The organism is Acinetobacter sp. P1(2025), assembly GCF_051390655.1.
Classification (GTDB): domain Bacteria; phylum Pseudomonadota; class Gammaproteobacteria; order Pseudomonadales; family Moraxellaceae; genus Acinetobacter; species Acinetobacter junii.
Genome location: NZ_JBPKBJ010000008.1, coordinates 37,449 through 63,381 on the forward strand (window position 1 = coordinate 37,449; position 25,933 = coordinate 63,381).

General features: G+C 38.0%; 21 protein-coding genes and 3 pseudogenes. 7 read left to right on the forward strand and 17 right to left on the reverse strand.

Annotation, left to right across the window (positions count from 1 at the left end; all coding sequences use genetic code 11):
• Positions 1–46: 46 nt before the first annotated feature.
• Both ACSC97_RS03550 and ACSC97_RS03555 read right to left on the reverse strand, forming a co-directional pair.
• The gene (locus tag ACSC97_RS03550; RefSeq protein WP_164978084.1) at positions 47–220 is read right to left on the reverse strand and encodes a cbb3-type cytochrome oxidase assembly protein; all 174 of its coding nucleotides are present in this window, start codon (positions 218–220) and stop codon (positions 47–49) included.
• A 44-nt stretch (positions 221–264) separates the two neighbouring features.
• A complete protein-coding gene (locus tag ACSC97_RS03555) occupies positions 265–1,083 on the reverse strand; it encodes a hypothetical protein (protein ID WP_436659341.1) in 819 nt (272 codons plus the stop codon).
• Positions 1,084–1,313: 230 nt separating this feature from the next.
• On the opposite strand from ACSC97_RS03555, the gene ACSC97_RS03560 reads away from it, so the two are divergent.
• Positions 1,314–2,726, forward strand: coding sequence for a PLP-dependent aminotransferase family protein (locus ACSC97_RS03560; RefSeq protein ID WP_436659343.1), 1,413 nt, complete (start codon positions 1,314–1,316; stop codon positions 2,724–2,726).
• On the opposite strand, the pseudogene ACSC97_RS03565 reads toward ACSC97_RS03560, so the two are convergent.
• A pseudogene (locus tag ACSC97_RS03565) lies at positions 2,723–3,781 on the reverse strand (helix-turn-helix domain-containing protein). The gene ACSC97_RS03560 and the pseudogene ACSC97_RS03565 sit on opposite strands and share 4 nt — an antisense overlap.
• 117 nt (positions 3,782–3,898) lie before the next feature.
• On the opposite strand from ACSC97_RS03565, the gene ACSC97_RS03570 reads away from it, so the two are divergent.
• Both ACSC97_RS03570 and ACSC97_RS03575 read left to right on the forward strand, forming a co-directional pair.
• Entirely contained in the window at positions 3,899–4,615 is a 717-nt protein-coding gene (locus ACSC97_RS03570; RefSeq protein ID WP_436659345.1) for an enoyl-CoA hydratase/isomerase family protein, read from the forward strand.
• Between the two features lie 37 nt (positions 4,616–4,652).
• Positions 4,653–5,480, forward strand: coding sequence for an SDR family oxidoreductase (locus ACSC97_RS03575; RefSeq protein WP_436659347.1), 828 nt, complete (start codon positions 4,653–4,655; stop codon positions 5,478–5,480).
• 64 nt (positions 5,481–5,544) lie between these two features.
• On the opposite strand, the gene ACSC97_RS03580 is transcribed toward ACSC97_RS03575, so the two are convergent.
• From ACSC97_RS03580 to ACSC97_RS03620, 9 genes are all read right to left on the reverse strand, one after another.
• Positions 5,545–6,816 carry a Glu/Leu/Phe/Val family dehydrogenase gene (locus ACSC97_RS03580; RefSeq protein ID WP_436659349.1) on the reverse strand — a complete coding sequence of 424 codons (1,272 nt, stop codon included), beginning with the start codon at positions 6,814–6,816 and terminating at the stop codon, positions 5,545–5,547.
• A 49-nt stretch (positions 6,817–6,865) separates the two neighbouring features.
• Positions 6,866–7,786, reverse strand: a complete 921-nt coding sequence (hutG, locus tag ACSC97_RS03585; protein WP_099948495.1) for a formimidoylglutamase — start codon at positions 7,784–7,786, stop codon at positions 6,866–6,868.
• A gap of 30 nt (positions 7,787–7,816) precedes the next feature.
• The gene (hutI, locus tag ACSC97_RS03590) at positions 7,817–9,022 is read right to left on the reverse strand and encodes an imidazolonepropionase (RefSeq protein ID WP_436659352.1); all 1,206 of its coding nucleotides are present in this window, start codon (positions 9,020–9,022) and stop codon (positions 7,817–7,819) included.
• A 51-nt stretch (positions 9,023–9,073) separates the two neighbouring features.
• On the reverse strand, positions 9,074–10,486 hold the full coding sequence (locus ACSC97_RS03595; protein WP_042892891.1) for an amino acid permease: 1,413 nt from the start codon (positions 10,484–10,486) through the stop codon (positions 9,074–9,076).
• 64 nt (positions 10,487–10,550) lie between these two features.
• The gene (hutH, locus tag ACSC97_RS03600; RefSeq protein WP_436659354.1) at positions 10,551–12,089 is read right to left on the reverse strand and encodes a histidine ammonia-lyase; all 1,539 of its coding nucleotides are present in this window, start codon (positions 12,087–12,089) and stop codon (positions 10,551–10,553) included.
• An 84-nt stretch (positions 12,090–12,173) separates the two neighbouring features.
• Positions 12,174–13,841, reverse strand: coding sequence for a urocanate hydratase (gene hutU / locus ACSC97_RS03605; RefSeq protein WP_436659394.1), 1,668 nt, complete (start codon positions 13,839–13,841; stop codon positions 12,174–12,176).
• A gap of 248 nt (positions 13,842–14,089) precedes the next feature.
• Entirely contained in the window at positions 14,090–14,671 is a 582-nt protein-coding gene (locus ACSC97_RS03610; protein WP_378222235.1) for a HutD/Ves family protein, read from the reverse strand.
• A complete protein-coding gene (gene hutC / locus ACSC97_RS03615; RefSeq protein ID WP_039047261.1) occupies positions 14,668–15,420 on the reverse strand; it encodes a histidine utilization repressor in 753 nt (250 codons plus the stop codon). The genes ACSC97_RS03610 and hutC overlap by 4 nt, the downstream gene beginning before the upstream one ends.
• A 148-nt stretch (positions 15,421–15,568) precedes the next feature.
• Positions 15,569–16,624 carry a Rieske 2Fe-2S domain-containing protein gene (locus ACSC97_RS03620; protein WP_436659358.1) on the reverse strand — a complete coding sequence of 352 codons (1,056 nt, stop codon included), beginning with the start codon at positions 16,622–16,624 and terminating at the stop codon, positions 15,569–15,571.
• Positions 16,625–16,798: 174 nt separating this feature from the next.
• Here ACSC97_RS03620 and ACSC97_RS03625 point away from each other — a divergent pair.
• Positions 16,799–17,727, forward strand: a pseudogene (locus ACSC97_RS03625) (LysR family transcriptional regulator).
• 131 nt (positions 17,728–17,858) lie between these two features.
• Positions 17,859–18,812 carry an allantoinase PuuE gene (puuE, locus tag ACSC97_RS03630; protein WP_436659360.1) on the forward strand — a complete coding sequence of 318 codons (954 nt, stop codon included), beginning with the start codon at positions 17,859–17,861 and terminating at the stop codon, positions 18,810–18,812.
• Positions 18,813–18,953: 141 nt separating this feature from the next.
• On the opposite strand, the gene ACSC97_RS03635 is transcribed toward puuE, so the two are convergent.
• From ACSC97_RS03635 to alc, 3 genes are all read right to left on the reverse strand, one after another.
• Positions 18,954–19,667, reverse strand: a complete 714-nt coding sequence (locus tag ACSC97_RS03635) for a hypothetical protein (protein ID WP_436659362.1) — start codon at positions 19,665–19,667, stop codon at positions 18,954–18,956.
• Positions 19,668–19,788: 121 nt separating this feature from the next.
• Positions 19,789–20,295, reverse strand: a complete 507-nt coding sequence (locus ACSC97_RS03640) for an ureidoglycolate lyase (RefSeq protein WP_436659364.1) — start codon at positions 20,293–20,295, stop codon at positions 19,789–19,791.
• 285 nt (positions 20,296–20,580) lie between these two features.
• A complete protein-coding gene (gene alc, locus ACSC97_RS03645) occupies positions 20,581–21,585 on the reverse strand; it encodes an allantoicase (RefSeq protein ID WP_436659366.1) in 1,005 nt (334 codons plus the stop codon).
• A gap of 166 nt (positions 21,586–21,751) precedes the next feature.
• Here alc and ACSC97_RS03650 point away from each other — a divergent pair, with 166 nt between their 5' ends.
• On the forward strand, positions 21,752–22,462 hold the full coding sequence (locus ACSC97_RS03650) for a FadR/GntR family transcriptional regulator (RefSeq protein ID WP_436659368.1): 711 nt from the start codon (positions 21,752–21,754) through the stop codon (positions 22,460–22,462).
• A 181-nt stretch (positions 22,463–22,643) separates the two neighbouring features.
• Positions 22,644–23,801, forward strand: a pseudogene (gene hpxO, locus ACSC97_RS03655) (FAD-dependent urate hydroxylase HpxO).
• 72 nt (positions 23,802–23,873) lie between these two features.
• Here the strand turns inward: hpxO and ACSC97_RS03660 are convergent.
• Together ACSC97_RS03660 and ACSC97_RS03665 are read right to left on the reverse strand one after the other, a co-directional pair.
• Positions 23,874–24,221: a lysozyme inhibitor LprI family protein gene (locus tag ACSC97_RS03660; protein ID WP_004959262.1), complete on the reverse strand. Its 348-nt coding sequence runs from the start codon at positions 24,219–24,221 to the stop codon at positions 23,874–23,876.
• A gap of 309 nt (positions 24,222–24,530) precedes the next feature.
• Positions 24,531–25,907, reverse strand: a complete 1,377-nt coding sequence (locus tag ACSC97_RS03665) for a nucleobase:cation symporter-2 family protein (protein WP_436659370.1) — start codon at positions 25,905–25,907, stop codon at positions 24,531–24,533.
• Positions 25,908–25,933 lie beyond the last annotated feature (26 nt).

Here is a 25,933-nt window from a genome sequence, read left to right on the forward strand (position 1 = left end):
ACGTCAGCAGTAAGTTTGAAAATATAAGTGATTTAGCATTCTAAGTTCATTCAGTTGATGAATGTGCTGGTTGAATCTTTTGAATATTCTGCTTCTGTTGTGAAGGCATATAATCTGGTTGATTACTGACCGCAAGGAAGAAGAAAACTAAAAATAAGCAACCAAGTAAAATACTGATACCAACTGTTATGTATGGAAACTTAGATTGTTGCTGAGACATATTGTCTACTCCTATTTAAATACAAGTATTCGGTTCTAAAATCTTTAAATCATGGATAAAGTTTTATAACTTGATCCATTTTGGATATGGGTCTGCATGTATTCGGCATAGACTGATAATTTTTCAAAAATATGTTCCGAATAAAACATGTCTTCAATAAGATGAGCTGCCTGTACTTCACTAAGTTGACTTATTTGTGCAATAAGTTTTGCGTTTAAAGATGAAAACAATGTACAAATATTTCGATGGAAATCATCTTTGTTTTTAAACAACAATTTCCGAGTATTTAACATTTCATCCTTTACAATACTTTCTTCACATACTGTCTGAATGACACTAATCTTTACACTTAAGAAATCCTGCAACTGTTGAAGTTGGTGATGATTCATCGCTGATGATGTGATCAGAAAAATTTGCGAAATATCTGATCGACAGAGTGCTTTAACCAAGTTTCTAAATAGAAAGTCCTCTTGGTTTTTGGGTTGATCTACAACATCTACATAAACTTTCAGACTTTGCAGCAAATCTATGACATTCAACTTCACTCTTTTTTCTGCCTGATAATATTGATTTAATATCTTTAAAACCGAAGATGAATTGAGCGTGGTATAAATCACAGGCTGATTTAAATTGGCAAGCACAAACGGCGCAAATAAATATGCTAAATTTTGGTCATTCTCATAAATTTGAGTTTGCACAATGTAAGTCACTTTCTCTTTAGCAAAATTTCTTAAGACTTTTGCTCTTAATAAAGTCGCTTCAAGATTCACATATTCAAGTTGTAATTCTTCCTTAATCAGTGATGAAGGCATACTGTCTTCAAAAACTGCTGTCATCGCATTAAGTTCTTTGGTCACAAACATCGAATACGCCCTGTCAAATCGAAACATTCTTTAGAACCAAATAAACTCAAATTTTGTGTTTGGAGTTTTAATCGTTCATGGTTTTATTTTGAGCGTTACTTAAAGTATTGAATAGCTACAGAGCATGCTTAAAAAAATATAACAGATGATTCGGTTAGACTAAATCTGTTATAAAATCCTGATAGATTTTCTTTAAAATAAAAGCAGATATCATTAGGGCTGCAAACTTCATGTATAAGTCTGAACAGTTAGCACACAATCTAAAATTACTGATCGAAAATGGCACTTGGAAGGCACATAGCAAACTTCCATCTCTACGTGAGCAAGTACAACGTTCAGGTTTTAGCTTGATCACTGTGATGAATGCTTACCAAGAATTAGAGGCACAAGGATTAATTTATTCAAAAGAAAAATCTGGTTATTTTGTTGCTGAGCAAGTATCGACCCAAATTCCACAAACACACTCAATTGTTGCATTGAATCCCAAAATTGAAATTAACTCTCTAGTATTTAAATATCTAAAATCGATCCAATCTAAACATGTCAGTCCGCTAGGTTCGGCATTTCCTGATAGTCAGTTGCTCTATCCACCCAAGCTGATTCAAATCATGGGACAACTCTCCCGTAACCGACATAGTTACGACCAAACCACCAATCTTCCACCTGGGAATTTGGAACTTCGGAAACTGATCGCCCAACGTTATTGTATGCAAGGTATTCCAACCGATGCGGATGATATTGTTATCACATCTGGAGGCTTGGAAGCACTCAATCTGTCTTTGCAAGCGATCACACAACCTGGTGATTATATTTTATTGCAGCAAACTATTTTTTATGGCGCTTGGCAGGCAGCCGAACGTTTAGGATTGAAAGTCATTACACTTCCTGAGCATCCACAGCATGGTTTTGATATTGAAGCTTTTGAACAAGTAATTAAGACGTATCCAATCAAAGTCTGCTGGTTTATGCTCAATGCACACAATCCAATTGGCTTTACAGTCAGCGATGAAATCAAATTTAAAATTGCTCAACTTTTGCATGAACATCAAATTCATTTAATTGAAGATGATGTCTATGAAGAATTGTTTTATGGCAGTCAGAAACCACTTCCAATGAAGTATTTTGATCAACAAAATTTGGTATTGCACTGCTCTTCTTTCTCGAAAACTTTAGGTTCTGGTTTTCGTATGGGCTGGGTCTATGCAGGTAAATTCTCAGAGCACATTCAACATTTACAACTGATGAGCACGATTTCTGCGAATGCGCTCATACAAAATGCCCTTGTTGATTTTTTAACCCATCATCATTATGAAAAGCATTTAAGAACGCTCAGACGCTCATTAGAAAAGAGTAAAAAACAATTTTTTCAATACCTAAAACAACATTTACCCGAAAACTGCAAGGTATATAATTATCCAAGTGGTTATTTTCTTTGGATTCAATTGCCTGAAAAAGTCAGCAGCATGCAAATCTATGAACAACTGATTCAACAACAGATTGGTATAGCACCCAGTCCGCTATTTAATGTATTGCCCTCGCATCAACACTTTATTCGAATGAATTGTTCTTTTGAATGGACAGAGCAAATTCAACATGCGGTGGATCAATTTATTCTAGCTATTGATAAAGAAATCTCGATTTAAGTAGATTTGGCTAAGCTACGCTTTCGATATTGGCTTGGTGTTTCTCCAAATGTCTTTTTAAAGGCACGGATAAAATTGGTCGCTTCTTCATAACCAACAATACTTGCAATATCTTGGATGCTATATTGTTTGTGTTGCAGCATTTTTTTAGCCTCCGTAAATCGTACATCAGCTAGAATCTGTAAGAAAGTCGTCCCTTGCGCCTGTAAATGTCTTTTTAGAGTTCGTTCAGACATATTCAAACGTTCAGCAATCATGGGCAATGTGGGATAACCATTGCTTGAGTTATACAATAATTCAGAGCGGATACTTTTCTGTAAATCCCTTATATTTTCTTTAACTAACCGCCCTTTATCATTTTCACAATACAAAAGTGCCTGCTGAAAAGAAACTTGATCAGCATTTTTATTTTTGCAGTTAAGGAAGAATTTAGGAAAACGAAGCCCATTTCTTTTTTGACTAAAATGTATCTTAACTTTTGAAAGCTCAATACACTGGTAATCATTGCTTTCTTCCCAATCAAGAAAGACTTCACTCTGCTCAATCAGCTCTTTTGAAAATAAACTTAAAAAATGAATTGCTCCAAAGATCAAACATTCGACTAGAAAAGATCGTAATTGCGCTGATTGTTGCTCATCACCAAATCTAACAGGATGTACATCATCTAAATAAACATAGACAAAATCCTGATCAACAGTCCATTCAGGTGTTCAGAATCCGAGTACAGAAATATTGCTGACAGAGTGTCAAAGCAGTTTCAACATCAGCACAACTTAAAAATGCAAAGCCCAATGCCCCATGTGAAGTAGGACGAAGTTTGAGTCCATACTCAATACCCAAGCGATGATTGCCTGTGAGTTGTAATGCATTCACCACCAGCTTAGACCACTGATGAGCACTCATTTTGGCACAGCATGTTTCATAGCTGATAGAACCAACCCAGTATTATGTAAAACAGTTTGATTCTCTATGCCATAGGCTTCAGTAATTTCTAATAGTACATGGGCATAAGAAACTGAAATGTTTTCTTGAAACAGCCCAAAAGGATCACGCATAGTACATCCTGTGTCCTAAAATGATCATTAATATGGCATAGTCTACCCTATTGGGCGAGCAGTTTATTCTGAATAATCAGTCATAGATAAATGAATAAACTTAGAGGAATTGCTTAAATGGCAAGCCTACATCTCGATAAACAACAATCCATTTATGTGCTGACATTAATCAACGGCGATCAGGAAAATGCGCTCAACAAAGACGTTTTAGATGAATATATTTCGGTTTTTGATGAAATTGAAAACGATAAAAATAACGCGAGCCTGATTATTCGAAGTGATCATCACAAAACGTTTTGTAATGGTTTAGATCTCGCGTGGTTGATGCAACAATCTATCGAAGATAAAAAAGCATTTACTATTCAACTGGAAGATATGTTACTTCGCTTAGCATTATTGAATCTCCCTGTCATTGCTGAAATCAATGGCAATGCTTATGCAGGCGGTGCGATCTTAGCATCAGCTTGTGACTTTAGATTTATGCGGTCAGATAAAGGTCGATTCTGTTTTCCTGAAATAAAACTTACCATTCCTTTTACCGATATCATTGCAGAAATTGTCCAACTGCTACCTAATCAATATGCAACTTGGGAAATGTCGTTGACAGGCAAATCGATGACAGGCGTTGAATGTTTACAAGCTCAAGTAGTGAGCCAGATACTTTCTGTTGAATCCTTACAGACTGAAACTTTACGATTTGCAGAAGATATGTCACAGAAACATCGCCTGACCTATGCCGTAATTAAACGTCAATTGCACCATCGAATTGTCGAAATTGCCAAACTACGACAGTTGTATAATCCTGAAAAATTTGCACATCCTTTTATTCTTTAACTTAATTTTTAACATGAATTAGAAATAGGAAATTACAATGAAAACTATGCAAGGAAGAACTGTTTTTATCACAGGTGGAAGTCGTGGTATTGGTCGAGCAATTGCAATAAAGGCCGCCCAAGCAGGTGCTAATGTCGTGATTGCTGCGAAGACTGCTGTCGAAACACCTAAATTATCAGGCACGATATACAGTGTTGCAGAAGAAATTAAAGCTGGAGGTGGTAAGGCACTTCCTCTCATTTTAGATGTACGAGATGAGCAACAAATTCATTCTGCTATCCAACAAACAGTTGAAACCCTCGGCGGATTAGATGTGCTCATCAATAATGCAGGCGCAATCGCTCTCACTGGTGTTGAGTCAACTTCACTGAAACAATATGACTTGATTCAAACTATTAATCACAGAGCAACATTTATCTGCGCCCAAGCAGCACTACCTTACTTAAAAAAATCTTCAAACCCACATATTTTGAGTTTGTCTCCACCAGTCAATATGTCACCGAAATGGTTAGGAATGCTTTCTCCCTATGCACTATCTAAATATGGAATGACTATCCTCACGCTAGGTATGGCAGAAGAGTTTCGGCAATATGGAATTTCCTGTAATACCTTATGGCCAGAAACTTATATTGCGACTGCGGCTGTTTCAAAAAACCTAGGAGAAGAAAATACTCTACAACTAAGTCGCAAACCAGAAATTATGGCAGATGCAGCTTATGCAATTTATACGACTAATCGTGGTGAACTCACAGGACAAAGTTTAACTGATGAGCAAGCGCTTGCAAGAATTGGGATCACTGAATTGGGCTGCTATGCTTGTATTGAAGGAAAGACAGAATTACAAAAAGATTTCTTTTTAGATTAACTTCTAAGACAAAAGCGACCTTAAAACTATGGTCTTAAGGTCGCTTATTGTTATTTCACCCGTATTAACCCGGGAAAATACCACGCTCTTTACGTGCTTTTAAGATACGCTCACAACCAAGAATAAATGCTGCGGTTCTTAGCGTACATACTTTCTCATTGGCAGTATTCCAAACATCATGGATTGCTTGAATCATCAGTTTATCAAGACGTTCGTTAATCTCTTCTTCTGACCAGAAGTAGCTCGACATATCTTGAACCCATTCAAAGTAAGAAACAGTTACACCACCCGCATTACAGATAACGTCTGGGACAACCGTGATACCACGTTGAACTAGAATATCATCGGCTTCAGGATATGTTGGTCCGTTTGCACCTTCTAAAACCAACTTCGCAGTTAATTTTTGTGCACGTTCAACTGTGATTTGACCTTCTAAAGCTGCTGGAATCAAAATATCCATTTCCACATCCCAGAATGCTTCATCACTGATCGCTTGCGCACCAGCAAAACCGCCCACACCTTGATTTGTTTGAAGATAAACTTTTAACTCTTCAAGGTTAATACCTTCTGGATTATAAATCGTACCTGTATGGTCTTGAATAGTTACGACTTTAGATTTTGACTCAACGAATAAATACGCTGCTTCACTACCTACGTTACCAAAACCTTGAACTGCGATTTTCGCACCATCTAAAGGTAATTTGATCTTCTCAGCAACTTGTTGACCTGTGATAAACACACCACGACCCGTTGCTTTGATACGACCTAATGAACCACCTAAATGTACAGGTTTACCAGTTACAACACCTGTCACAGTATGACCTTGGCCAGATGAATATGTATCCATGATCCAACCCATGACATTTGGGTTTGTACCTACATCAGGTGCTGGGATATCTTTTTGTGGTCCAATGATGTGACTAATTTCACTGGTATAACGACGTGTCAAACGTTCTAACTCACGAGGTGAAAGTTTACGCGGATCAACACGTACACCACCTTTAGCACCACCAAATGGAAGATTTAAAACTGCAGTTTTAATCGTCATCCACGCAGAGAGTGCCATCACTTCATTTAAGTCAACATCTGGATGAAAACGAATACCACCTTTACCTGGACCACGTGATAAATTGTGTTGAACACGATAGCCTTCAAAGTGCTGGATCGTACCATCATCCATTACAATCGGCACATCCACAATCAAGGCACGTTTAGGGCGCTTCAATGTGTCGATGTAATCTTTTAAATGCTCTAAGTAAGGCGCAACTCGATCGATTTGTTCGAGGTAAGTTGACCATGGACCGTTATTTTGAGAGATATAAGATAAATTAGACATTGTCTATCCTTATAAAAAGAAAATAGATGGGTCAGCTCACGCCAAGCCATCAGTCAAAAATGTAGTTAAAAATAATATAAGCGGCTAATTTGGCTGTTCGATTATCCAAATCAAACCGTGGATTGCATTCAGCCACATCGAAAACTCGAATTTTTCCAGATTTCTTTATGGCTTGAAACAATGGATCAAAGACCGAAAGATCAATTCCTTTGACCGCAGGTGCACTCACACCGGGAGCAATGCTGGCACTAAATACATCCAGATCTACTGTAATGTATAACGCGTCAATTTTTTCTATAAAACCGTTAATTTTCGATATCAAATGGTCAATTTCTGAAAGTTGAAGTTGCTGATCGTATATATATTGACAGTTCAGGCGATCTGCCGTGTCAAACAAAGCTTTCGTGTTTGAATGCTTCGCGACACCGATGCACAAATAATGAAATTCTTTTTGATTCTGTTCTGATAATTTTGCAGCATTTAAAAATGGTGTACCTGATGTCACCTGCTCTGCTTCACGCAAATCAAAGTGTGCATCAAAATTAATGATTCCAATTTTTTGCTGCGGCTCATGATGTTGGATGTATTGGAACAGTCCTGAAAAACTTCCAAAAGCAACCTCATGACCACCACCTAGAACAATCGGTTTCATTCCCTGTTGTAAACTTCGTTCAACTTGATCTGCTAACTCAGCTTGTGCCTTTTCTAGTTGACCTTGCTCACATACGACTGTACCAATATCAACAATTGATACAGATTGGTGTACAGGTAAATTTGCCAATTGTGCTCGAATCATATCAGGTGCATCCGCTGCGCCTAAACGACCTTTATTTCGTTTTACACCTTCATCCGAACCAAAACCAATTAAGGCAAATGAAGCATGTTGTGTGGTATTTACCACATGATGGATACGTCGATGTTCTTCACCATCGCCATCATGTCGTCCTTGCCATGTAAATGAATGATTCATATCAAATATCGCTAATTAAAACTGTTTGCACTACACACAAATTTCATTGCCATGCTGAATAATACGTTTAGGCAAATCTCCACCTAGCCAGTACACAATCTCAGATGGATGTTCAATTTCCCAAGCAATAAAGTCAGCAACTTTGCCTACTTCTAAACTGCCATGTGAATCTTGTAGTCCCAAAGCATGTGCAGCATGAAGAGTCACCCCTGCCAATGTTTGTTCAGGTGTTAAGCGAAATAAGGTACTTCCCATGTTCATCATCAAACGTAATGACAATGCTGGAGAAGTTCCAGGATTTAAGTCGCTCGACAAAGCAATACGAACACCATGTTTATGCAAACTCTCTAGTGGAGGAAGTTGTGTTTCCCTCAAGAAATAGAATGCACCGGGTAGTAACACTGCAACGGTTCCTGAAGCAGCCATTGCTTTGACATCGTCTTCAGTCATAAATTCCAAATGATCTGCAGACAATGCGTGGTAACGAGCAGCAAGACTAGAGCCACCAAGAGAAGACAGTTGTTCAGCATGCAATTTAACTGGGAGATTGAGTGCATGTGCTGTGTTAAATATACGTTCAACTTGTGCAGGTGAAAATGCTAAATACTCACAAAATGCATCGACCGCATCCACGAGTCCTTCTTGATGTAGTTTTGGCAACATTTCTGTACAAATATGATCAACATACGCATCACTTTGATCTTTATATTCAGGAGGTAAAGCGTGCGCTGCTAAGCATGTACTGCGTACAGTGATTGGCAAAATATTTGCAATTTGACGAATCACACGCAACATTTTACGTTCATTCAGATAGTCCAAACCGTATCCCGATTTAATCTCGATGGTGGTAACCCCATCTTTGAGTAAACAGCGAATACGTTTTAGTGCTGAAGCAAGTAACTCATCTTCGCTCGCTTCACGAGTTGCACGAACAGTACTGGCAATACCACCGCCATTTGCCGCGATCTCAGCATAGCTAACGCCTTGCAAACGCTGCTCAAACTCAACACTACGATTGCCACCGAATACGCTATGGGTATGACAATCAATTAAACCGGGCGTTAGCCATGATCCATTTAAATTAATGGTTTCAGCATAATTGTCATTTGGAATATCACTTTCACGACCAATCCAGTGAATGCGATGTCCAGATGTCACTAAAGCAGCATGTTCAATACTGTTGTATTTCCCATCCTGCATAGTAGCGATATGACAGTTTTTCCAAAGCTTTTTCATTTTAGATCCTCTCCCTGTTCAAGAGCTATACGCTCTTGAACAGTTAGGTTATTAGCTTTCCATTTTGAAATTTTGTGGTAAATCCTGATCAACCTTGATCGCATCTTGTTTTGGTTTAACCCAAATGTTGTATGCAATACACAGTAAAACCAACCATGTAATACCGACATATAATGCAGGTCTTGAGTCAGGGAAATAACCCATCATTGCCAAGATAAACAACATGAATGCAATCGCAAATGCAGGAGCATACGGCCAACCAATCACAGGGAAATCTAGTGCTTTAATCTGTTCTTTCGACATCTTACGACGCATCGCAACTTGTGAAAGTAAGATCATCAACCATACCCAAACCGTTGCAAATGTTGCGATTGATGCAATGATAAGGAATACATTTTCTGGAATTAAATAGTTGAGAAGCACACCGATAAGTAAGACTCCAGCCATAACAACGACAGTCATCCATGGCACACCATTTTTAGAGATTTTTTGAAACACTTGCGGTGCTTGTCCACGACTCGACATACCAAACAGCATACGTCCCGCACCAAATACATCACTATTAATCGCTGATACCGCAGCAGTGATGACGACAATATTCAAAATTGTTGCAGCCGATCCGATTCCTAAATTCTCAAAAATTTGTACAAATGGACTACCTTGGCTACCTATTTGATTCCAAGGGAAAATCGACATCAAAACAAAAATTGTTAGCACATAAAACAATAAGATACGTACTGGAACAGCGTTAATTGCTTTAGGAATAGAGGTCTTTGGATCTTTAGATTCACCAGCAGTGATCCCAATAATTTCAATACCACCGAAAGCAAATACAACGACAGATAAACAAGCAATCAAACCCGCAATACCATTTGGCATAAAGCCTTCATGAATCCATAAGTTTTGAATACCTGTTGTGAAACCTGCTTGATCGGCATTGAAACCATAAATCATCAGCCCTAAGCCACCCAAAATCATGGCAACAATCGCGGTCACTTTTACGATTGAAAGCCAGAACTCTAGCTCGCCAAAAACTTTGACATGAATGAGGTTAATTGCACCTAAGAACATGATCAGTGACAGAATCCAAATCCATCGAGGAACATCTGGATACCAGAAGCCCATATAGATTCCAAACGCAGTCACATCAGCCAGCGCAACAATGATCATTTCAAATACATAAGTCCAACCTGTGGTAAAACCTGCAAGTGGTCCAATGTACTGTGAAGCATAGTGACTGAAAGAGCCTGAAACTGGATTTTGAACAGCCATCTCGCCTAATGCACGCATCACGATATATATTGCGATCCCTGCAACGATATATGCGAGCAAAACAGATGGACCTGCCATTTTAATGGCTGTTGCTGAACCGTAAAAAAGTCCCGTTCCTATCGCTGAACCTAATGCTAAGAAACGGATGTGGCGGGTGTTTAATCCCCGCTGTAAAGTGGAGTGTTGTGACATTATTATCTCCAATCCTTGAGGAAATATAGTTAGAGTCGGTCACTCCATGTGACCGTTATCTTGATTAAGCGTTTGATAGACTAGGCAAAAGATTTGGGAGGATGAGCTCATTCAAACAGCCACTAGCGAGTAATTCACTTGCCTGTTCAATATCAGGAGCGAAGAAACGATCTTCACTGTAGTAAGGAACTTGGTCGCGCAATATTTTTCGAGCACGTTCAAGCTTTGGAGAGCTTTTTAAACCTTCACGGAAATCAAGCCCCTGACAAGCACCCAACCATTCCACTGCAAGAATGCCACGAACGTTATCTGCCATATACCACAAGCGCTTACCAGCATTTGGTGCCATAGAAACATGGTCTTCTTGGTTTGCTGAAGTTGGCAAACTATCCACACTTGCAGGATGTGCTAAAGCTTTGTTGTCACTTGCCAATGCTGCGGCAGTCACTTGAGCGATCATAAATCCAGAATTGACACCACCATTAGCGACTAAAAATGGTGGAAGTTGTGACATATGACGATCCATCATCATCGAAATACGGCGTTCAGACAGTGAACCAATTTCTGCAATTGCCAGTGCCAAATTATCTGCCGCCATCGCCACAGGCTCAGCATGGAAATTGCCACCTGAGATCACATCGCCTTCAGCTGCGAAAACCAGTGGATTATCTGATACTGCATTTGATTCAATTTCCAATACTTCCGCTGCCTGACGAATTTGAGTCAAACAGGCACCCATCACTTGCGGTTGGCAACGTAATGAATATGGGTCTTGAACTTTGCTGCAATCTTCATGCGAATGTGCAATTTCACTTGAATCAGTGAGTAAGTCACGATAAGCCGCAGCAACATCTATTTGACCACGTTGACCACGCACCTCATGGATACGAGCATCAAATGGCGCACGTGAACCCAACATCGCTTCTACACTTAGACCACCACAAACCGTAGCAGCAGCAAATAAATCTTCTGCTTCAAATAAACCGCGCAATGCATATGCTGTTGAAACTTGTGTACCATTTAACAGCGCCAAGCCTTCTTTAGCCGCTAGGGAAATAGGTTCTAAGCCAGCAACTTTCAATGCATCAACAGCTGAAAGCCATTCACCTTTATGGCGAGCTTTACCCTCACCTAATAACACTAAAGACATATGTGCTAATGGTGCTAAATCTCCAGATGCACCTACCGATCCTTTAAGTGGAATATGTGGATACACTTCCGCATTGATCAACGCAAGAATGGCATCAATCACTTTACGGCGAATACCTGAGAAACCACGTGCCAAGCTGTTTGCTTTGAGCAACATGATTAAACGAACCATCGCATCATCTAATGGTTCACCAACACCTGCTGCATGAGAAAGTACCAGTGAACGTTGTAATTGTTCTAAATCTTCTGGTGCAATTTTAGTTGAAGCGAGCAGGCCAAAACCTGTGTTAATCCCGTAAGCGGTACGGCCTTCATTCACTATTTTTTCGACACATGCAACACTGGCATTAATGCCTGCTGATGCACTGTCATCAAGTTTGACTTTAATTGGATTTAGGTAGGCATGACGAAGATCTGCTAAGGTAAGTTTGCCGGGTTGAATTAAAAGTTCCATCGTTGGCGTCCTGTTTTGCATTGTATTGTTCGCTTACGATGCTGCTTACACAATTGCAAAAAGCATCGTAATGTTGTTGTCTGTTTACTGCGTAATCATAGGCAAGTTCAAACCTTGCTCTTTAGCGCACTCGATCGCAATGTCATAGCCTGCGTCAGCGTGACGCATCACTCCTGTTGCAGGATCATTGGTTAATACACGAGCAATACGTGCTGCCGCTTCATCTGTACCATCACATACAATCACAACACCTGAATGTTGAGAGAAGCCCATACCAACACCACCACCGTGATGTAAAGAAACCCAAGTTGCACCACCTGCTGTATTCAAGAGCGCATTTAATAATGGCCAATCTGATACTGCATCTGAACCATCTTGCATTGCTTCTGTTTCACGATTCGGACTTGATACTGAACCTGAATCTAAATGATCACGCCCAATGACGATCGGCGCTGAAAGCTCACCACTGCGAACCATTTCATTAAAAGCTAAACCAAGTTTGGCACGTAAACCTAAACCGACCCAACAAATACGTGCTGGTAGGCCTTGGAAGCTAATACGTTCACGAGCCATATCCAACCAACGATGCAAATGTTCATCATCAGGGATTAACTCTTTTACTTTTGCATCAGTTTTATAGATATCTTCTGGATCACCTGAAAGTGCCACCCAACGGAATGGTCCTACGCCACGACAGAACAATGGACGAATATAAGCAGGTACGAAACCTGGGAAATCAAAAGCGTTCGCAACACCTTCTTCTTGTGCCATTTGACGAATGTTGTTGCCATAGTCAAATGTTGGCACACCCATTTTTTGGAAATCAAGCATCGCTTGAACATGCTTTGCCATAGATTGTTTAGCGGCTTTCACCACAACTTCTGGTTCAGTTTTAGCACGCTCACGGTATTCTTCCCATGTCCAACCCACTGGCAAATAACCATTAAGTGGATCATGTGCACTCGTTTGGTCAGTGACCATATCAGGACGTACACCGCGACGAACTAATTCAGGTAAAATTTCAGCTGCGTTACCATGTAATGCAATCGAAACAGCTTTACCTTCTTTGGTGTATTTTTCAATACGTGCTAATGCATCATCCAAATCAGTCGCTTGTTCATCAACATAACGTGTGCGTAAACGGAAATCGATACTGGTTTGTTGGCATTCGATATTTAATGAACATGCACCAGCCAATGTTGCTGCTAATGGTTGAGCACCGCCCATACCACCTAAACCAGCAGTCAGTACCCAACGACCTTTTAAATCACCGTTGTAATGTTGACGACCTGCTTCAACAAAAGTTTCATATGTACCTTGTACAATGCCTTGGCTACCAATGTAGATCCAAGAACCTGCTGTCATTTGACCGTACATTGCCAAACCTTTTGCATCTAGCTCATTGAAGTGTTCCCAATTCGCCCAATGTGGAACTAAGTTCGAGTTTGCGATCAAAACACGTGGCGCATCTTTATGGGTTTTGAATACACCAACAGGTTTACCTGATTGAACCAACAAGGTTTCATCCGCTTCTAAGTTTTTTAAAGTTTCAACAATTTTATCAAAGCATTCCCAGTTACGTGCAGCACGACCGATCCCACCATAAACAACGAGTTCTTTTGGATTTTCTGCCACATCAGGGTCAAGATTATTCATCAGCATGCGTAACGGCGCTTCAGTTAACCAACTTTTTGCATTCAGTTGTGTACCACGTGGTGCGCGAATTTCTTCGTCACGAAATTTTGTTGTCATTGTAGTCACAATCGGACTCCTTCCTTTGAGATTTGAACCGCAAATTAAACTGCTTTTAACGTATAGCAATGTATTAACTTGTATATACATCCATATACTACACAAATCTTTTATCTTGAAAAGATGCATTTCATTCCATTTATGAAAATAAATTTTAAACATATGAAATAAATTGATTTATTTTTATTAAGACCATAAAAAACCCATACAACTAAAAATTGTATGGGTTTCAAAAAAGTGTTAATTATTTAAATTTTTGTGAGTCGAATCGCACAAACTTGTTTTTTATCCTGCTTACCAAAAGAAATACTTTTCAAGTAATTCCGATCTTTTATGATTAAACTTTCTTGATGCTCCAGATAGAAAATAGATTCATTTATTTTAATTTCTAAAGGTTCTAAACTTTGATTAAAAACAAAAATTAAATCAGCAGAACTCTTTATTTCAGAAGCAGCAGACTCGAACATCCATTCATAATCTGCATGAAATTTTTTAGCATCATATATCAGATTAAAGTCTCGAATCTTTCCATTGGGCAATTCACAACTAACCTGACTGTCTCCACTGAACTTTATCGATTCCAGATATTGTAAATGCTTCACTTGATGATCAATATTCAGCAAAATATCTTGACCTTCCAAAACCGTCAAATAGCGTTGCATACCATCAAATTTGGAAAACGAACCAGACGTTTTGACGTCCGCCATGGAAATACGCCAATCAAATAACTCAAGGCTACTCCCTTCACTCCGAGCAAGTTCAATTGTATAGCCTGCACCATTTTTCCACAGCATGCATTTATAATCTGCTGAGCTTAGATGCTGAATCATTGCGTAAATTTACCTTCCAAATAATAACGACTGCCCGGATAAATCAAACGTGCACTTGAAATCAGTTGTTTATTTGACCATGTGCGACGGCGAATCAATAGGCAAGGTTCTGTCTTATTAATCTTCAACCATTTACATTCTTGAGCCGATGCTAAAATCGCCGTAACCACATGCTCACCCTCAGTCACAGGTGCCTTTGACATCAAATAAGCATTTGGCGTAATCGCTGTAAAATCTTGAGCTAAATAATCAGGTATCAACACTGGATCAACTAAACGATCTTCTATTTGTACAGGCACATCATTTTCATAATGCACAATAATCGAATGAAATAGCTTTTGTCCCTCACGCATCTGCATTAATACGCTTTGCTCTGTGTTGGCTTGAATTTGTTCCAACACCAATACTTCTGCACGATGTTTATGATTTCGAGCGATAATCTCTTCGGCAATATTATTCACATGAAATAAAGCTGTGCGTCCTTGTCCTTCTGCAACAAATGAACCTACACCTTGTATGCGTACCAGCAAGCCCTCACTGGTCAACTCACGCAACGCACGATTAACTGTCATACGACTACAACCAAGCAAGTTGACTAATTCACTTTCGGATGGAATCTTTTTATTGACTGTCCATGTGCCTTCGTAGATTTTCTGTGAAATCATTTGTTTCACTCGCAAGTACAAAGGTACAGGACTGTCTTCCCCGAGTGATAAATCCAAATCAGTTTGCTTGGATGTTCTTGACATTGACTAAAACTCATACACAATACTTTGAGCTATTGTATATAGATTATCGCCAATTTGTATATACAAGCTTATACAATTAAACTTCTAAAATTAAATTAATGTTGAATTTCATTTGCTTGGTTTTTCAAAATTCTAAACTTGTATAACCCTAAACTGTATAACGCTTACTCAACCCCCAATCTGCCAATATACGGCGATACATGGTCGAAGAGCGATCTGCTTCAAAATGTGCTTCCATTGTAATATCTACAGGTAACTCTTCAGGTTTTTGAGACTCTACCATTTCCTGATCTTCTGCAAAAATTTGTGCATTAAAGTCATAAACAGCTTGCAAATCCCCAGTAGTATCAAAGTTACGTGTCAGTGGTACAAACAACCGAGTTTTGTTATGTGAGATTGGGCAACAGGCATTTAAAATTTTTAGTACACCATCATTTGGAAAATGAATCGTCAATACTGCTGAGAATGGTGGATAAACATCAAAAATCCGCTCCCAAGGAAAATCATCAGGCGCTAAATGTTGCATCCCATGCGGGTAATTACTGACGTTACTGACATATTCCGTATGTAACCCATAATCGGTGCGTTCAGTTAAATATTTCGGAACAACTGGATTTTCACGGTCAGCAAACGCTTCATGATGCACCCAAGCAAAATGTGCCACATCAATAAAGCCCTCTAATTGACGACCACTCGAACCAGCAATATCCACATATGGAGGTAGAATTGCTTGGTGTTCTTCTGTATCCCATGTATCTAGTACTGGGAAATTTGCCAAGCTTTCATCTCTGCCTAAAATGCTCGTCCATACCAAACCATATTTTATAACTACTGGAAATTTGGTTAAGGAAAAACGATCAGAAATTTTGGTTAAATCGGGCTGCGCAGGAATTTTTGTGCATTTACCTTGCTCATTGAAATGTAAACCATGATAAGGACAAATAATCGTTTCGCCTTCAACCCAACCCTTGCTTAACGGTACACCTCGATGTGGACAAATATCACGAACTAAATGAATGTTGCCTGACTCCGTTTTATAAATTGCCATATTCAGATCAAGCAACGTGACTTGCTGTGGCTTAGTCGTTACATCTTCAACTCGTGCTACGGGATACCAATGTTGAGCCAATATGTGCCAATCCTGATCGTCAAACTGACTGTGACAAGGTTTATTTGGAAGATTGATTGAAGGAATTGCATTCATGTTTTGTTCTCTTTCTACTAAAGATCACGGATCTATATGGCTTAAATGCAGTGTGGAACAGAACATTTTTTTCGTCTATTAGAATGAATTTGATCATTCATTCTAAAAATTAGAACAGTAACAGCACTAAAATTGCTTTTGTATAAATACTTATTTTTATAAAACGTACAAGTAATGGCATTACCCTTTTCTCGCTTCGCTGAATATTTTATTGCAGTCGCCAAAACAGGTAGTTTAAGAAAAGCAGCAGATCAGCTTTTTATTTCAGTATCAGCGGTACATCGTCAAATCGTTTTGGCTGAAGAAGAACTTGGTGTAGCTCTATTTGAACGTCTGCGGAATGGCTTAAAACTGACCTTGGCTGGTGAGTTGCTATATGCAGATTTGCGAAGTTGGCAAAAAGATTTTCAAATAACACAAAAACGTTTGAATGAAATCCAAGGCTTACAGCGTGGTTCAATTGATTTTGGTGTCATTTCCGCGCTCAGTGAAAGTTTATCACGGATGTTATTCAATCCATTCATCAAGATTATCCTTGGATTAATTTCAATATTCGCGTATTAGATAGCGACTATGTTGCTGAACTCGTAATTAACGCAGAACTCGATTTTGGTTTAATCCTCAATCCGAAACATCAGCATCAATTGCAAGTCAGCTCTTTTATTGAAATGCCACTTGGTTTCGTCATTCCCAAACAACATCCCTTAGCAAATAAAGAAAAAATCTATTTCTCCGATACATTGGAATTCAACCATATTATCGCTGCCGCACCACTGATTATTCATGATCATGTGATAGCTTTATATAAAAAACATGATTTTAATCCACCCCATCAAATTGAATGCAATGATATTCGTATGATGCTGTCATTGCTTAGAAATAATCTAGGCATTGGTATCATGAGTTATCTAGATGCCTATGCTTTTATTGAAAATGGTGAATTTGAGTTCAGAACGATTCACGAAAATGGACTACATCCAATAACCCTTGCCTTGTGTATTGCACCAAAACAGCAACTCTCACGAATATCACAAATTATGATGAATCAAATCATTGAACACATGGAAGCACTAAAATTGCGCATGATTGAGATTATTCAGTAAATAAACTCGATTAACGCACCAAAATAAAACACACAAACATTTGATTTATATTACTTTATTGTTTGACACCCAAACAATTCATCAAGTAATTTAATGAGAAGTTTCACATTTCTATCTTCTTAGGCAAACCCATGACACTCATAGATCAAACTAACCATGTCACCCATGATTATCCTCGAGATATGCTAGGTTATGCCAATCATCCTCCACATGCTCAGTGGCCAAATAAAGCCAAAATTGCCGTTCAGTTTGTATTGAATTATGAAGAAGGTGGAGAAAGACACATTTTGCATGGTGATGATGGTTCAGAGCAGTTCCTCTCTGAAATCAGTGGAGCTGATAGTTATCCTGCTCGTCATCTTTCGATGGATTCAATCTACGAGTATGGTTCACGTGTCGGGTTTTGGCGAATTCAACAGGAGTTTGCTAAACGTCATTTACCTATGACGATTTTTGCTGTTGCGATGGCATTACAACGAAATCCTTTAGTGGTTGAAGCAATCAAACAAAATCACTATGACGTTGTTTCGCATGGTTTACGTTGGATTCATTATCAAAATGTAGATATTGAAACTGAGAAAGCACATATGGCTGAAGCCATGCAAATTTTAAAAAATTTATTTGGGAAATATCCAACAGGTTGGTATACAGGGCGTGATAGCCCCAATACGCGTCAACTCTTGGCTGATTATGATCAGATTCAATATGACAGTGATTATTATGGAGATGATCTACCTTTTTGGACAACACTATCGAAAGAGAATGGTGAAACTCGTCCACATCTGATTATTCCATATACACTTGATACGAATGATATGAAGTTCGCTTCTCCGACTGGTTTTAATCGTAGTGAAGATTTTTTTGAGTATTTAAAAGATGCTTTTGATGTGTTGTATGCTGAAGGAACGACATCACCGAAAATGCTATCTATCGGGATGCATTGTCGAATATTAGGTCGCCCTGCTCGTTTTAAAGCACTACAGCGCTTTTTGGATTATGTGCAAAATCAAGATCGGGTATGGATTTGTACTCGTCAACAGATTGCGGAGCACTGGTATAGACATCATCCTTGCGAGAGTTTATAAGCTTATATATCAAAAGACTTTTCTCAAATTATATCAATTCATCTAAAAAAGATTTAACCGTTATTTATTGATAATTTGATGATATAGACACTAAAAATTTAGTTAAATGAATCATGTGAATTTTAAGCTTCCAGAATTAGTCTAATTTTTTCTTTTACCTCTTCTCTTTGGCTTTGCTCCTGTCTTCTGAGTAAGAATAATTTTTCCTGAGCCTAACCCTCTAACAAAGTAATTAATTAGATAAATAATCAAAAATAAAAAATAAAATATTGGAAAAATCAAAAGTAGATTAAGACAAGACTCCCAAATTAACACTCCAATTTTAAAATTATAACTCAATTGAATTAAAGCACCTCGATGACTACCATCATGTAATGTAATATTTTCAAAAGCAACAAAATGATAAAGTGCAAGAAAGAAACAACCTACAAAGATTAATGAAACAATAATTTCTTTTATTATAGGTTTTTCAAGAAATGGATACTTTTTGGAAGACTCAAATTCAATCTGAAAAAACTTACTAAAGAAGAACACTTGAAATTCATCGTTTATTCCAATTTTTTTATAAAATACAAAACAAAAGTAACAGCTAAAAACAAGCAAAATAAAAGTAGTATAAACACTTGAAAGAATAGTAAAAAATGGCAATGGACCTTCTGTTCCGATGATAACAAGCATCTCATTAGTAATATAGCGATAAATATCGTATTGCCATTGGTTTTTAGGATATGCAGGAAATAAAACTAGTGGTGGGATAAATAAAATAAATAAAAGAATGAATAATATTTTATTCTGCTTTTTTTGTTTAGTTTGTTGCTCAAGTGCTTCAGGAGATACATAACGGTTTTTAGACATATAAAATTAATAGTTCTGTTGTTCTATACATATTTTCAATGCACTAAGAATAACAAAAAAGATGAATTAAAAAAATCAATAAAAAATTACGCTAGAAATACCCAGAATCCATTTCCCTTAATCATGATTCAACAACCCATCGTGATACAACCAAAGGATGAACATCACAATTTTGTCCACCTCCAATACGATCCACCACTACAAAATCACTTTTAGCTTCTAAGGTAATTAATGGATGATGCCAAGCCCCTTGATGATAGGTAACCCCCTGCTTACCATTACTTAAAAAGGCAAAGATTTGCTGTTCATCTGGTTGTGAGTGATTCAAAGGTAGCGCTACGATGATGATAAATTTTTGTTGTTGTAATGGAATGAAGGATTGTGAACCGTGAGGATGACGTTCAAGCATGTCTATTTTAAACGGAATCCCTCTTGCGCATAAATTATGAAAAATACTCATACCAACAGCGGTATTATCGCCACTAATTTGAGCAACTGATAATGCATGATAGCGCTGAGTTAAACCTTGGTTAATCGCAAAAAAATCATGATTTTCTTTTTCAATCACATCACCAAAAGCGGAGAAACTCTCTTGAGTTAAAGGCTGAATTTGGATGTTTTTTCTCATATATTGAACTTCACTTTATTTTAGCAGAACGAAACTTCGTAGATTATTCTTTTCTAATCCAATGCATAATGAACATTTGCTATCGAGCTAGGCGGCATGGATGCCGCCCGTTAGGCTGTCTTGCGCTGCAACCCAAGCAGTACTTTGGTTTTGCTCAGGATGTGCCATCAGCCTAACAAAAGATTTTTGTTACTTTTGATCTTTCAAAAGTAAGCAAATACGAATTCAAACATGATCTGTTTTATCAAAACTTATATGACCTTGCTCATTACTGAAGAAACAATTTCATTCTGTGATTTTCCCCCACAAACGAATGCGACTGATTCCACCATCAGGAATCATATTGACACGAATATAGTTCACTTTTTGATGCTGCAAGATTTCAGCTATATATGAGTGAATCGCGTCCATTGATAAAGGTTGCTGTTCTAATAAGTAAGACCAAAACATACTTTGAGGAATCAACTGTGCATCTGTTGCATCCTCAACATAAGCGGCTTGGATTGAACAAAATGCAGGAAAATTTCCTTTAAAATGTGCTGTATCAACTTCTATTTTTTCTACATGCCCAGTTTGTCCTAACGCAATAACACACCAATCAAAACCAGGCTCACGGCGGCGCTTGGTTTCCCAACCATCGCCCATATTAATGCCACGATCTGGGCTGAGTAAGTTATTCGGATGCCCGTAATGTGCATCACTAAATGCAACAATACGTCCACCATTTTTCAAACCAATCAGGTCAATTTGTTGGGTTGAATCTATATTTTCCAGTAGGACATTTCCGTAAACACGTAAACGAGCAACACCACCATCAGGGAAAATGTTAAGTCGAATATGAGTGATTTTATGTGCTTCGCAGCTAAAAAAATGATGATGATCAGGAGACAAAACCGAGTTTTCTAACAGTGGGATCCAAGTAATATTTTCCAGTTGATCATCAGGTGCATAACACCCTTCTATTGAGGCAGAAGCAGGATAATTCCCTGTGAAAAAAGAAGTATCGAGATCAAAGCCTGAAATTTTTCCAGTTACACCTAAGCGAACAATACACCAATCATAACCAGCTTCGCGCTTACGGCGTGTTTCCCAGCCATCCATCCATTTGCCATGATTATCAAACTTACCTTCAATAAATTTTGCAGGTTCTGGTTGTAGCATTCGTTCCGCACTTGCAAAAAACTCATCTGAACAAGACATAATGCTCGCGCCGATGCGCGCATCAGCTAAATTGGTTAAACCCTGTAAGTTATCTGGCAAAGTCACTACCTTGGCAATATGCACCGTCATTGATCAATCCTAAAAAACATTTTCATATAGTTCATGTTATGCAAAATCCAGTCCAACTGGTCTGACCTGCTGTAAATAATTATCTATTTTAGCTTTGAAGCAATTTAAATTTATGAATTTTGTGTAGAATCAAATTGTTCATTTTTATTTTTCGGAAACGATGTTTATGAGTCCACAAGAAATGCTTAATGGAAAATCATCTCAGGTGACTGAGCAAGCTGTGGAAATCATTCATCAACGTATTCAAGAAGGTACTTATGCAATTGACTCTACATTACCTTCCCAACGTGATCTTGCTGCCCAGTTAGGAATCAGTCGCGCTTCTCTACGTGAAGCTTTAACTCGCCTTGCTGCTTTAGGCTTGTTAGAAATCAAGGCTGGTAAAGGTGTTTATGTCATTTCAAAGCATAGTAAAGCAGCCAAACAATGGGAAGGTGAACATCGCATTTCTCTAAAAGATTTCTATCAACTACGCTATGTACTTGAAGGATTTTGCGCCTTGCTGGCATGTGAATATCTAACTGAACAAGATAAATCTACTTTAAAACAACACTATGAAGCGCTCTCAAATGCAATTTTGCAACAAAATTGGCAAGCTGCTTCTGAATTTGATTATGCATTTCATCAACATATCATTGATTTATGTCATAATCAGTCGATCATTCAAACACTTAAAATGCATAATGAATGGATTAAGAAAAGTCAGATTCTTCCTTTTGTTCAACCAAATTTAGCATTTAAAACCATTAAAGAACATGATGCGATTTTACAGGCACTCTTTAAACATGATGCTTTAGCGGCTGAAAAGGCAATGCAGGCACATATTATTGGCGCTGCTCAACGTGCTGGTGTTTATTTTTCTCGTCATGAGTCTTGATAAAATACCCATGCACCACTTTAACTCAAACTTTGAACCACATCAAAACACCCATCCTATTTCCGCTTCTTCATAGTGCATAATAACTGGTATGACCTGTTAAACCACTAAATAAAATTGGCACAATTCTCGCTTAAGACTCATTAGAAATTTTATCATTTTGAATACTAGGGTCTGAACAATGAATATTGCGATTGTAGGTGCAGGTATGGGCGGTTTAACTGCTGGTATCGCTTTAAAAAAATTTGGACATCAGATCACGATTTATGAACAAGCAGCTGAAATATTACCTGTAGGAGCAGCGATATCACTCTGGTCGAACGGCGTAAAATGTCTAAATTATCTTGGTTTGACTGAGCAAATTCAAACTTTAGGCGGACAAATGGAATCATTAGCCTACATCGATGGCCTGAATAATCAAACCATGACTCAGTTTGATTTAACTCCTTTGTATAAAGAAGTTGGACAACGTGCCTACCCTGTTGCGCGTGCAGATTTACAACAACTTCTCATGGAAACATTTGGCTTAGAAAATATTAAACTAGGCATGAGAATGACCGAGATTGAAGATCAGTCTGAATATGTCAATATTCATTTTTCCGATGGTTCCCAGATAAAAGCAGATCTATTGATTGGTGCAGATGGCACTCACTCTATCACGCGTAAGTTTGTACTCAGCAATCAAGTTGAACGACGTTATGCTGGTTATGTCAATTGGAATGGACTCGTTGAAATTGATGAAAAAATTGCACCAGCACAACAATGGACAACCTATGTCGGTGAAGGAAAACGTGTCTCACTTATGCCTATAGCACAAAATCGTTTCTATTTCTTTTTTGATGTGCTTATAGAAGCAGGTCTACCTAATCAACGTGATCAATATAGAACTGAGCTGAAAAAAAATTTCAAAGATTGGTGTTCACCTGTGCATCAACTGATTGATCGTTTAGATGAGCAAAAAACCAATCGCGTTGAAATCCATGATATTGAACCTTTTATGAGTTTTTATAAAGGTCGTGTCGTTTTACTTGGCGATGCAGCACACAGTACAACCCCAGACATTGGGCAAGGTTGTTGCCAAGCAATGGAAGATGCTATTTACTTGGCACGTGCTTTGTAAATAAATACTTTTGGGCTAAGTGATGCACTAGAACGATACCAGAACAAACGTAATGACCGAACCAAAGAAATGGTATTACGTGCTCGTAAGCGTTGTGATGTAACGCATATGAAAGATCAAAAAGTGACTCAAGAATGGTATCAATCACTCTATACAGAACAAGGTTCGCACATCATGCAAGGAATTATTAGCAATATTGTGGGAAATCCTTTAGATTAATAACATAAAGTTTTAACTCCCCCCTTCAATGGGGGCTTTTTTTTTCTATTTTTAATTTTCAGAATTATAAAATTAAAGTGACTTCAAAAAGTCTATACGCTGTTTCAACAGCGTGACCTGACAATCAAGATTAAAAATCATCGTTGAGGGACTATAGCCACTATCAACACTAACAAAATCACCACACTGCTGATCTTTATAATTAAACCAAGACTTCTGAGCTGTATCTAGCTCTTTTTTAGCTTCAGTTTGTTTATAAACTTTTTTATAGATTGTATTTAGCTCAGTCCTCAACCTTTTTACTTCTTTGTCTAAACATTCTGTAGCTTCAAAAGAATTAGCTGATTTAGCACAAATCTGAGCAGCATAAATTTCTGAAGACATGGCTAACGTTAAAATTAATAGGCTTTTTTTCATCATTATTTTTTCAATCAAGATAGTTGTTTATAAATTCAGATAAAGTCTAACCTAATTTTAGAAATTATTTAGAAATAAAATTAACTTAACATACATATACTCTCTTTTTAGACAATCGAAAGCACTCTAATTGTGTTTTTCTAAATTTTTAAGAGCTCAATAACAAATCACTTCTAAGTTATTTAGAGTACTGTTTTATCTTTTCTCAAATCAAAGCTCCCCTAGACCTATTCAAAAATGAATAAGTAATTTTTTAATGGTTGATGTTTAAAACGTGTGATGGATTTGGAAAATCAAGCCACTTCTATACAGCTATGAGTGGCCAGAATTAATAGGTAATGTTGTTGTTTCGACCGATTTTTTGGCGAAAGGTAAATGATTAAATAAAATATTGAGCAAAATGGCAGTGATACATGCTGAGCTAATTCCAGAATGTAATAGTGTACTAACCCATTTTGGAAACTGTGCGTAGAACTTATTGTTTGCAATCGGAATCATTCCAATTGCCAATGAGGTTGCGACAATAATCAGATTTTTATGATCGTTATAATCAACTTTTGCCAATGTGCGGATACCACTTGCGGCCACTGTGCCAAACAATACAATACCTGCCCCACCTAATACTGGCATTGGAATAGCAGCGACTAACCGCCCAACAATTGGTAATAAGCCAAGTACTACCAGAATCCCTCCAGCAGTAGCTACAACAAAACGACTTTTGATTCCTGTAATTGCAACCAAGCCTACATTTTGTGCAAATGCGGTTTGCATAAACGAACCAAAAATTGGGGCAACTGCACTGGACAACATATCAGCGCGTAGACCATCTCCAATCCGTTTAGAATCAACTTTGCTTCCAACAATTTCACCAATTGCGATAATGTCCGCCGTAGTCTCAGTCATAATAACTAAAGTTACGATCACCATAGAAAGAATGGCAGTAAATTCAAATACTGGCATTCCAAAATGAAAGATATGAGGAAAAGCGAACATTGAACCGTTAGCAACTTTGGAAAAATATGCAAAACCAGCCAATGAAGCGATAATTGTTCCTAATACAATCGCCATTAAAATTGCCAGACGACGCATTAACTGACTTTTTAACATACTGAAAATAATGACAATCGCTAAAGTCATCGCAGCTAAGCCAATGTTTGCTGGATCGCCCCAATTTTCAGCTTTGGGATTACCCCCCATCATCCAACGAATCGCAACGGGTAATAAAGAAATACCAATCATCGTAATTACACAGCCAGTCACCACAGGAGGGAAAAAACGAATAATTTTTGAAAAGAATGGTGCTAGTAATAAACCAATCAATGACGCAACGATGACTGCGCCAAATGCTGAAGCTAATCCTCCACCTGTGGTGACAATTGCCAAAATTGTTGCAACACCAGCAAAAGATAACCCTTGAACAATCGGCAGTTTTGCACCGAAATGCTTAAAGCCCAATGTTTGTAACATTGTTGCTATGCCTCCAACAAAAAGCGCAGCAGCAACCAACAAACCTATTTCCGAGGCTTCTAAACCTGCGGCAGCGCCAATAATGATAGGTAGTGCAATAATTCCACCATACATCGTCAGCACATGTTGCAGTGCATAAATGATGTTTTTATTCATTCCTAAATATTGATGTTCTGCAGATACGCTTGCACAAGCTTCACTGTGCATTTTATCGTTGTGCATGTAATATTCCTCTATAAAAATTCTTT

Coding starts and splice junctions, on each gene's coding strand:
- ACSC97_RS03610 (WP_378222235.1), bottom strand. CDS start 14,671: ATGATTCAGCATCTAAGCTCAGCAGATTATAAATGCATGCTGTGGAAA.
- hutG (WP_099948495.1), bottom strand. CDS start 7,786: ATGAATCATTCATTTACATGGCAAGGACGACATGATGGCGATGGTGAA.
- ACSC97_RS03570 (WP_436659345.1), top strand. CDS start 3,899: ATGGCAAGCCTACATCTCGATAAACAACAATCCATTTATGTGCTGACA.
- ACSC97_RS03550 (WP_164978084.1), bottom strand. CDS start 220: ATGTCTCAGCAACAATCTAAGTTTCCATACATAACAGTTGGTATCAGT.
- ACSC97_RS03660 (WP_004959262.1), bottom strand. CDS start 24,221: ATGATGAAAAAAAGCCTATTAATTTTAACGTTAGCCATGTCTTCAGAA.
- ACSC97_RS03560 (WP_436659343.1), top strand. CDS start 1,314: ATGTATAAGTCTGAACAGTTAGCACACAATCTAAAATTACTGATCGAA.
- hutU (WP_436659394.1), bottom strand. CDS start 13,841: ATGACAACAAAATTTCGTGACGAAGAAATTCGCGCACCACGTGGTACA.
- ACSC97_RS03555 (WP_436659341.1), bottom strand. CDS start 1,083: ATGTTTGTGACCAAAGAACTTAATGCGATGACAGCAGTTTTTGAAGAC.
- ACSC97_RS03665 (WP_436659370.1), bottom strand. CDS start 25,907: ATGCACAACGATAAAATGCACAGTGAAGCTTGTGCAAGCGTATCTGCA.
- ACSC97_RS03650 (WP_436659368.1), top strand. CDS start 21,752: ATGAGTCCACAAGAAATGCTTAATGGAAAATCATCTCAGGTGACTGAG.
- ACSC97_RS03575 (WP_436659347.1), top strand. CDS start 4,653: ATGAAAACTATGCAAGGAAGAACTGTTTTTATCACAGGTGGAAGTCGT.
- hutC (WP_039047261.1), bottom strand. CDS start 15,420: ATGTCAAGAACATCCAAGCAAACTGATTTGGATTTATCACTCGGGGAA.
- ACSC97_RS03580 (WP_436659349.1), bottom strand. CDS start 6,816: ATGTCTAATTTATCTTATATCTCTCAAAATAACGGTCCATGGTCAACT.
- ACSC97_RS03635 (WP_436659362.1), bottom strand. CDS start 19,667: ATGTCTAAAAACCGTTATGTATCTCCTGAAGCACTTGAGCAACAAACT.
- hutH (WP_436659354.1), bottom strand. CDS start 12,089: ATGGAACTTTTAATTCAACCCGGCAAACTTACCTTAGCAGATCTTCGT.
- ACSC97_RS03620 (WP_436659358.1), bottom strand. CDS start 16,624: ATGAATGCAATTCCTTCAATCAATCTTCCAAATAAACCTTGTCACAGT.
- puuE (WP_436659360.1), top strand. CDS start 17,859: ATGACACTCATAGATCAAACTAACCATGTCACCCATGATTATCCTCGA.
- alc (WP_436659366.1), bottom strand. CDS start 21,585: ATGACGGTGCATATTGCCAAGGTAGTGACTTTGCCAGATAACTTACAG.
- ACSC97_RS03595 (WP_042892891.1), bottom strand. CDS start 10,486: ATGTCACAACACTCCACTTTACAGCGGGGATTAAACACCCGCCACATC.
- ACSC97_RS03640 (WP_436659364.1), bottom strand. CDS start 20,295: ATGAGAAAAAACATCCAAATTCAGCCTTTAACTCAAGAGAGTTTCTCC.
- hutI (WP_436659352.1), bottom strand. CDS start 9,022: ATGAAAAAGCTTTGGAAAAACTGTCATATCGCTACTATGCAGGATGGG.